This window comes from Robinsoniella sp., from assembly GCF_034124845.1.
This window is the reverse complement of record NZ_JAWYAJ010000535.1, coordinates 7248-17158: the sequence shown is the minus strand read 5'-3', so window position 1 is coordinate 17158 and position 9911 is coordinate 7248. Positions and strand designations below refer to the sequence as shown.

General features: G+C 37.0%; 4 protein-coding genes, 1 pseudogene, 1 CRISPR repeat array and 1 other annotated feature. All 5 genes and pseudogenes read left to right on the top strand.

The genetic code is table 11. From position 1 onward, the window contains the following. Positions 1-276: pseudogene (locus ACH2DQ_RS26605) on the top strand (single-stranded-DNA-specific exonuclease RecJ); the annotation flags it as partial. Between the two features lie 40 nt (positions 277-316). Next, positions 317-1153 (top strand): deoxyribonuclease IV, encoded by an 837-nt coding sequence (locus tag ACH2DQ_RS26600; protein WP_394915687.1) that lies wholly within the window; start codon positions 317-319, stop codon positions 1151-1153. A gap of 78 nt (positions 1154-1231) precedes the next feature. Continuing rightward, positions 1232-2824: a CvpA family protein gene (locus tag ACH2DQ_RS26595; RefSeq protein WP_394915686.1), complete on the top strand. Its 1593-nt coding sequence runs from the start codon at positions 1232-1234 to the stop codon at positions 2822-2824. Positions 2825-3644: 820 nt separating this feature from the next. After that, positions 3645-6285: a CRISPR direct-repeat array (repeat unit 30 nt; unit sequence GATTAATAGTAATATGGGATGTATTGAAAC). Positions 6286-6915: 630 nt separating this feature from the next. Further along, on the top strand, positions 6916-8067 hold the full coding sequence (locus tag ACH2DQ_RS26590; protein WP_394915803.1) for an FxLYD domain-containing protein: 1152 nt from the start codon (positions 6916-6918) through the stop codon (positions 8065-8067). A gap of 72 nt (positions 8068-8139) precedes the next feature. Then, positions 8140-8354: a binding site (T-box leader), on the top strand. 40 nt (positions 8355-8394) lie between these two features. Continuing rightward, the coding region (gene leuS, locus ACH2DQ_RS26585; RefSeq protein WP_395028665.1) for a leucine--tRNA ligase at positions 8395-9911 on the top strand (1517 nt) is incomplete at its 3' end.

Here is a 9911-nt window from a genome sequence, read left to right as displayed (position 1 = left end):
AATCTGAATGTGTTAAGTGCCAGAATTCTTGGGCAGAATAAGAATGTAATAAAAATGCAGGTTTTAAATTCCCAGGGGATGGTGATGGACGCTATGTACTTTGGGGATGTGGAAAAATTTAATACTTATATAACGGAAAAATTCGGGATGTCAGAGGTTGAGAAGGTGTATCAGAACAGGGAAAATGCTGTTACCATCTCCGCAACTTATTATCCCCAGGTAAATGTGTTTCGAAATGTGAGGAATATGCAGATCGTCATACAGAATTATATGTAAAGCAGTCAGTAAACAGAGTTAAAAGACAGGAGGAAACAAAATGTTAAACATAGGAAGTCATATCTCTTCTTCGAAGGGTTATTATGCAATGGGCAAACAGGCAGTCAAACTGGGCGCCAACACATTTGCTTTTTTTACCCGTAATCCAAGAGGCGGAAAAGCAAAGGAAATTGATGAAGCGGATGTTGCCAAATATCTGGAGCTTTCCAAAGAACAGAATTTTGCCAAAATCGTCGCACATGCCCCTTATACGCTAAACGGCTGTTCGGCGGATGAGGGACTTCGTAAATTTGCAAGAGATACCATGGCAGACGATTTGCGGAGAATGGAGTATACCCCCGGGAATTATTACAATTTTCATCCGGGAAGCCATGTAAAGCAGGGTGCAGAGATTGGGATTGACTATATCGCGCAAATGCTGAATGAAATCCTGAAGCCGGAACAGACCACAATCGTTCTGCTGGAGACTATGGCGGGCAAAGGAAGTGAAGTGGGGCGTACCTTTGAAGAATTAAAGGCGATTATCGATAAAGTAGAATTGACGGATAAACTGGGTGTGTGCCTGGATACCTGCCATGTCTGGGATGCAGGATATGATATCGTAAATGATCTGGATGGCGTAATTACCCGATTCGACAACGTAATCGGTCTGGACCGTCTTCGTGCCATTCATTTAAATGACAGCCAGAATCCATTTGACAGCCACAAGGACAGACATGCTAAAATTGGAGAGGGAAGTATTGGAATCGACGCTTTTAAACGGATTATCAACCATCCTGCACTTTGCAGTCTGCCGTTTGTACTGGAGACACCAAATGACGATGAGGGATGGACAAAAGAAATTGCTATGCTCCGGGAAATGTTTATACAAAATTAATTTGTATTTCAAATCAGTATAACGTATAATTATTGATTATACGAAAAGTTTTATCACAGAGTTGGAGAGGAGATTTTTATGAAAAAGTTTGGTTGGAAAGTTCTGGCGGTCATTGCAGCCCTTTTGATCGCGGGAGTCTATTACTACGTAACTTTGCCTGCTATTAATATTCATGCGTCCGGTTTCTGGACATTTCTGATGGCGGCAGTGGTCATTGTTGTTATTATTTACGGACTGCCCAGAATTCGGACAGTAGAAGATGCAAAAGAAAGCAAAGGACTGAAATTCGGCATTGGAATCCTGGGGTTGGTAGTGATTGTATATATTGGAGGAAGCATTCTTTCTTCCCCGATTATCAATGCAAATAAATACCAGAAGCTGATCAGTGTTGAGACAAGGGATTTTAATGAGGATATCAAAGAGGCGGATTATTCCAAAATACCTCTTTTAGACAGAGATTCTGCTACTCTTTTAGGAAATCGAAAAATGGGAAGCATGGTTGATATGGTATCTCAGTTTGAGGTCAGTGATCTCTACACCCAGATTAATTATAAGGATACGCCAGTAAGGGTAACTCCCCTGGTATATGCTAACCTGATCAAATGGTTTACCAACCAATCAGAGGGTATCCCGGCATATATTAAAATTGATATGGCAACCCAGGATACAGAGCTTGTGAAACTGGATAAACCGATTAAATACTCTCAGTCAGAGCATTTGAACCGGAATATAGACAGACATTTAAGGTTCCGTTATCCGACTTATATTTTCGATACACTTAGTTTTGAAATCGATGACAATGGTACGCCATATTGGGTATGCCCGGTTAAGAAATACAATATCGGATTATTTGGCGGCGTTACCATCGGACGTGTGGTACTCTGTAATGCCATTACAGGAGAAACACAGGATTTTGCAGTTGAAGATTGTCCTCAGTGGGTTGACCATGTGTATTCAGCCGACCTTTTGGTTCAGCTCTATGATTATTATGGAACATTAAAGAACGGATATTTTAACAGCGTCCTGGGACAGAAAGGGTGCCTGCGCACCACAAGCGGTTACAATTATCTGGCACTGGAAGATGATGTCTGGGTTTACACCGGTATCACTTCTGTCAGCGGCGATCAGTCCAATGTAGGATTCGTATTGATGAACCAGAGGACGATGGAAACCAGGTTCTATGAGATCAACGGAGCCGAAGAATACTCCGCTATGGGATCTGCGGAAGGTCAGGTTCAGCATCTGGGGTATAAATCTACTTTCCCGTTACTCTTAAACATTGCAGGAGAACCGACCTATTTTATGGCATTAAAGGACGGTGCAGGTCTTGTAAAAATGTATGCCATGGTTAATATTCAGAAATACCAGAATGTAGCGATAGGAGATACAGCGGCTGAGTGCGAAAAAGCATACCGCAGTCTCTTGAAACAAAATGGAATAGCTACGGAAGAAACAAGATCCGTTAATGAAGCCAAGGGTAAGATAAAGAAAATAGCTCAGGGTGTAGTAGAAGGCAATTCCCATTACTATATTATGTTAGAGGGCAATAATGAGATCTTTGACGTTTCGGTTGTGGATTATCTGGACATTATTAAATATAATGAAGGGGATCAGATCACAATCGAGTATACGCCGGGAGATCAGGCCAATACAGTTTTGAGTATAAAATAAGATAAAAATTATCGGTATTAGATTTTCTATAAATCTAGTACCGATTTTTATTTGTTTAAAATTCTATATTTGTAGAGATGGCATGGAAATGAATCAAAATGAATCAAAATGTATGAAAATTTATAATGGTAATGCTATTCATGACATAAAAACTGCATTTCGTTACATCTGACACCTTAATTTATATTTTAATGTTACAATTAAAAATTAGTTAATGGGTCAATGATATTAATTTTTTGGAATATTTCTATTTCTCTGAGGATGGAATGTAGAGAAGATACTATATTGTTGCTCATTAGCGTTGGCAATCAATATTAAAATATATGTAGAGGGGAAGAGGAAAGATGATCAATCCATGGAAATTAAAAAACAAATTAATTAACACTGAAATATGCAGAAATTGTTTCAACAAAAAATATAGACTTCAATTACAAAAAGAACACTTTCTATATAGCTATTATGATTCCAAATGTTGTGAATGTAACGAACTAAAACATACTGTGAAAGGCTTCCGGGCAATAGGGATGATAAAGATATTTTTTTGTGGAAGGAATAATTCGAAGAGTAATATTAATAGATAATTTTTTTAATATTCTGTAGTGTGGAAAAACTTTAATTAAATAAGAATCGGAAAATATTATTTAAATTTACCAGGCGTAAAATAGGAAGAAGAGTGGGAATGCTTGAATATTTGCGGGATAGTGGGGATTATGGGGTTATATATGAAAATGTGTGATATGGCTGGTAAATTATGTGAAAAAGCTTGATTTTGTGGGGGGTTTGGGGTATAGTGTGAAGGAAGAAGGTTGGAAATACGTTGGATTAATAGTAATATGGGATGTATTGAAACGTCCTTTCGTTGTTGGAGGAAAAGAACTTGCAATGGATTAATAGTAATATGGGATGTATTGAAACATGCTTATGTTTAATGCGGATAAATTAGGAGATTTCCGATTAATAGTAATATGGGATGTATTGAAACTGAGATATGCCTTTAAACTTTACGTTGGATTCACCGATTAATAGTAATATGGGATGTATTGAAACAAAGTTTATCTAAGTCTTTCGATGTTGAACAAGGAAGATTAATAGTAATATGGGATGTATTGAAACAAACGGACTATAAAGGGAACAATGTTAACTCGGCTTTGATTAATAGTAATATGGGATGTATTGAAACAAAATTTTTCTGGCAAGCGCGAGAATATGACTCGGATTAATAGTAATATGGGATGTATTGAAACGGCTTTTGAGGATGGTAATATCGTTACTTCGGATGATTAATAGTAATATGGGATGTATTGAAACCCAAAAATAATCTGATAGTGTTTTTCAAACGGCACAGATTAATAGTAATATGGGATGTATTGAAACTGCCGATAGCATCACGTTCGTTTAACGTGTTCGGCAAGATTAATAGTAATATGGGATGTATTGAAACTTAACTTCTCGACCTAGAGTTCCTTTGGGAAGTTTCGGATTAATAGTAATATGGGATGTATTGAAACACATGGTCTTTATATTTTCCGGGATATACTTTTTGATTAATAGTAATATGGGATGTATTGAAACTCATTTATGATGAAGATTTAAGGGAGTTTAAGAAAGATTAATAGTAATATGGGATGTATTGAAACTTTATTACAACTTCTCCGCCACCACCCCCGCCACCGGATTAATAGTAATATGGGATGTATTGAAACATGTTACTTCCGATCATTTCCGTGTCCATAGGATCGATTAATAGTAATATGGGATGTATTGAAACAGCAACGGGATATTTGTTATAATGTATATCTGGGGATTAATAGTAATATGGGATGTATTGAAACTTATAAATATTCTGGTAAATATTGTTGTTAGTCTGGATTAATAGTAATATGGGATGTATTGAAACGGCTTTGCCGGCTTTGCTGGATTCGTAAACATAAGGATTAATAGTAATATGGGATGTATTGAAACCTTATTGAATATGAGTATATTCACCGCAAGGTATCGATTAATAGTAATATGGGATGTATTGAAACTCTATCTTCACATTTTTATAATTAACTTTAAACGGATTAATAGTAATATGGGATGTATTGAAACAAGTTTGACATGCCCTGTTTGATCATGTCGTACAGGATTAATAGTAATATGGGATGTATTGAAACATAAATAATTGGAAAAATGGCTCACTACCCAATATCGATTAATAGTAATATGGGATGTATTGAAACATTACGGTAATCAAGCGGTTGGTGGCACTATGTGTCCGATTAATAGTAATATGGGATGTATTGAAACGAAAACAGATAAGTTACACCGAAAGAAAGCAACAAGGATTAATAGTAATATGGGATGTATTGAAACTTTTGCCACTTGCCTTCTTTAAAGACATAGTCTCGATTAATAGTAATATGGGATGTATTGAAACGCAGTTTGAGGATGGTAGCATTCCAACTGTCGATGAGATTAATAGTAATATGGGATGTATTGAAACGAATCATAAGGAGTGACTTTTTGAGTGGATGTACTGATTAATAGTAATATGGGATGTATTGAAACTTCTTTATACCGCTCCACGCTTTGCTTGCTGTACTCGATTAATAGTAATATGGGATGTATTGAAACCGCAACAGCAATGTTCGCAAATGATGAAGGAGCATAGATTAATAGTAATATGGGATGTATTGAAACCAAAAAGGGAAGCCAGATGAAGCAACGAAAAAGAAAGATTAATAGTAATATGGGATGTATTGAAACAAATCATTGGCAAGTTCTGTAAATATTTCAGCATGATTAATAGTAATATGGGATGTATTGAAACAAGCGTATAGGTCATTTGCGTTTTCTTCTCTTACCGATTAATAGTAATATGGGATGTATTGAAACTTCAGAGGAAAATTTAGGATTACATTTTTACCTCGATTAATAGTAATATGGGATGTATTGAAACAGCAGCACTTTCCAGGTATTCTTTCCAACAATTCGATTAATAGTAATATGGGATGTATTGAAACGATTCGTATGATTGCAACACGTCTATTGCCCCTGTTGATTAATAGTAATATGGGATGTATTGAAACGCAATTTTGTTTGACGAATTTGAAGTGGCAGTAGAAGATTAATAGTAATATGGGATGTATTGAAACGCAAACGTTGCTGCCGGGACTGTTTTATCCCCATATGATTAATAGTAATATGGGATGTATTGAAACAGGTTTTGCGGGAACCTGGCTTTCATCGTTGGGTCGATTAATAGTAATATGGGATGTATTGAAACTTGATATACTCCGCTTTTGGTATTGGTAGCTTTAGATTAATAGTAATATGGGATGTATTGAAACAATATTTTGATACCTTCTCAGTATCGTAGAAAAGGATTAATAGTAATATGGGATGTATTGAAACTCGCGTGATATATCCTACAATGCTTTTTTTAGTTCTATTAAAAGCACTATAACCTGTACTGAAACACCGATGGTTTTAGGCACCTAAAATAACCCATCTGATAATAATATTCTATCCTTTAAGCCGAATAACAGCTGTAAGATCAGTAAATACGGTTTCAGTGTAATACATATTAGTATAAAGTAATATTTATAAAAAAAGTTTAACATAAAATAATTTGAGCTGGGATCAAGTGTTATAAATTATAATTATTGATTCTGGTTTATTTTGCGTATAATTTTAAGATTGATACAGGTATTGGCATGCAGAAATAATACAGAATGTATACTTTTTTTCAATTGTAACTTCAGCCGATATTCCACAAATACAAACTGGTGCAGGAAAAACTGCATTTTAATACATTTTTTAAAAATATATCTTTATTTAGATTATAATTAAGAAAAAATCGGATGTAATATTTTGTGACCGCCACAAATCAGAATTACTCTATCGACATTTCTTTGGAAAAACAATATGAAAGAGCAACCTAGTATTCCATTCGAACTGTAACAATTGTGACAACGTTGTAGGCTATTACAATATACTATCGCATTTATTACTGTTTGATTAGAGTATTAAACTGTGAATGAATAGAATAATTAAGGTAGAGAAGCGGTTATCATTACATGAATCGCCGTGAAGGAGAAAGAGTAACTATGAAAAAGAAAAGCATTTTTAGAATTATTTTATTTATTGTGTTGATCGTTGTTTTACAACCATCTGTTTCAGCTGAAGCAAAAACAAAAATAAGCAAATCATCGGTAACTTTAGGAATTGGCAAGACATATGATTTAAGAATTACGGATACGAAGAAAAAAGTAAGCTGGTCTGCTTCAAAGAAGGCAGTTACTGTAAAAAAGCTTACGAAAACTGGAACGAAAGCCAGAGTAAAAGCGGTTAAAGCAGGGAAAGCAGTTGTTACAGCAAAAATTGGTAATAAGAGATATCGATGTAAAGTTAACGTGGTGAATCCGAAGCTGAACACATCATCTGTTACATTAAAAACAGGACAGACATATACACTAAAAATGTCTGGTGGTACAGGTAAGATTGCCTGGTCTTCCGGGAATAGTGCAATTGCCGGAGTGAGCAAAGGAATAATCAGCGCGAAAAAAAGCGGAACCGTAACGATTAGCGCAAAGCAGAATGGCATTACGAAAAAATGCAGGGTAACGGTTCAAGCGTCTAATTCCAAGCCAGATAATGGGGGCAATAATACAGGAAACAACACAGGCAAAAAAGAAGAATGGGAATCTTTTTTACGAAAAGAAGAGGTTATTGAAGCACCTGATTCTTTTGCATTAAAGATGAAAAATATAAGCGGAAGAAATCTGGGCAATGTGATTATATATATGAATTTTTACGATGCCCAGGGAGTAAAAGTAAAATCGGTATTGGGTTTGGTAAATGGAGTACAGGCTGGAACAGATACATATTTTTATTTTAAGAAACCCGAGGCTGCTTACGATAAATACGATTTTACTATACAAAAACCGGAATATGGAGATAAAGACAGAAAAACTGAACTGGTTATAGAAAAAACAGAGATAATCCAGAACAGATGGGCTAGTCCTGTAAAAATCACAGTATTAAATAAGAGTAAGGAACATAGATTAATGTTTGACACCCTTACTTTTTATTATAAAAATGGAAGATGCGTAGGCTTAAATAAAAATGTATTTCATATAATAGATCCTTATTCACGTGGAGAGTATAGTTTGGTTGATACACAATTCTCTTACAATCAGGAGCTTGGATATACCGAATTCGACTCTGTTAAAGTGGTTATCATGGTGGCACGGAAATAATGCTTAGAATTGTTTTGTGTTATACCTTGACAAATGCTGGATAAATGGTTAGAATAACAGTTAGTCGATATGACAAAAACTGTGATGAGGAGTATTAAGAGTACTTGCGTTTCAGAGAGCTGCCGGACGGTGCGAGGCAGTAACGATAAAACTCCCAACTCGCCTCGGAGTTCCTTAATTGAAATCAGTAGATTAAGGCGGGAATTCCCGTTATAGAATAAATGAGTGCATCCTATCAGGATGAATTAGAGTGGTACCACGGAAAGTAAAGCCCTTTCGTCTCTATATGAAGACGAGAGGGCTATTTTTATTTAGGAGGAATGAACAATGGCAGTACCTTATAATCATAAGGCGGTTGAACAAAAATGGCGTAAGAACTGGGAAGCTGACCCGGTAAATGTGAACGATGGTAAGAAACCAAAGTATTATTGTCTGGATATGTTCCCATATCCGTCAGGAAACGGACTTCATGTAGGACACTGGAGAGGATATGTGATCTCTGACGTGTGGAGCAGATATAAGATGCTTCAGGGATATTACCTGATTCATCCCATGGGCTGGGATGCTTTTGGAATTCCAGCTGAAAACTATGCAATTAAGATGGGCGTGCATCCTGCTAAATCTACAGCGGAGAATGTATCAAACATCAAGCGTCAGATTAATGAAATTGCAGCAATTTATGATTGGGATATGGAAGTAAATACAACCGATCCTAATTTCTATAAATGGACACAATGGATATTTGTAAAAATGTTCAAGGCCGGATTGGCATATGAAAAAGAATTCCCAATCAACTGGTGTCCCTCCTGTAAGACCGGTTTAGCCAACGAAGAAGTAGTAAATGGTGCATGTGAGCGCTGCGGAACACCGGTTACCAAGAAAAATTTAAGACAGTGGATGCTGAAGATTACTGCATATGCAGACCGTCTGTTGTCAGATCTGGATAAACTGGATTGGCCGGAAAAGGTGAAAAAGATGCAGTCTGACTGGATCGGTAAGAGCCATGGTGCTGAGGTTGACTTCAAGGTTGAAGGAACGGACAAAGCGATCACTGTTTATACTACCAGACCAGATACCCTTTATGGGGCAACATTTATGGTGCTTGCTCCGGAACATGCTATGGCGAAAGAACTGGCAGTGGATGAAACAAGAGCAGAAGTAGAAGATTATATCTTCAAAGCTTCCATGAAATCCTCTGTTGACAGACTTCAGGATAAAGAAAAAACAGGTGTATTTACCGGAAGTTATGCAATTAATCCAATCAACGGTGCAAAGGTACCAATCTGGTTATCCGATTATGTACTTGCTGATTATGGTACAGGAGCGATCATGTGTGTACCGGCACATGATGACCGTGATTTTGAATTTGCAACTAAATTTGGTATTCCAATTGTACAGGTCATTGCCAAAGACGGTAAAGAAATTGAAAATATGACAGAAGCTTATACCGAACCGGGAATCATGATTAATTCCGGTGAATTTAGCGGAATGAGCAGCTTGGATGCGAAACGCGACCTTCCTTCTCGTCTGGAAGCCAGAGGCATCGGTAAGGTGACAACAAACTATAAACTGCGTGACTGGGTATTCTCAAGACAGCGTTATTGGGGAGAACCGATTCCAATCATTCACTGTGACCATTGTGGTGCGGTTCCGGTTCCGGAAGACCAGCTGCCGCTTACTCTGCCTGAGGTAGAAAGCTATCAGCCAACGGGTACCGGAGAATCACCCCTTGCAGCAATTGACGAGTGGGTAAATACCACATGTCCGGTATGCGGAGCACCGGCAAAAAGAGAAACCAATACAATGCCTCAGTGGGCTGGTTCTTCCTGGTATTTCCTGCGTTA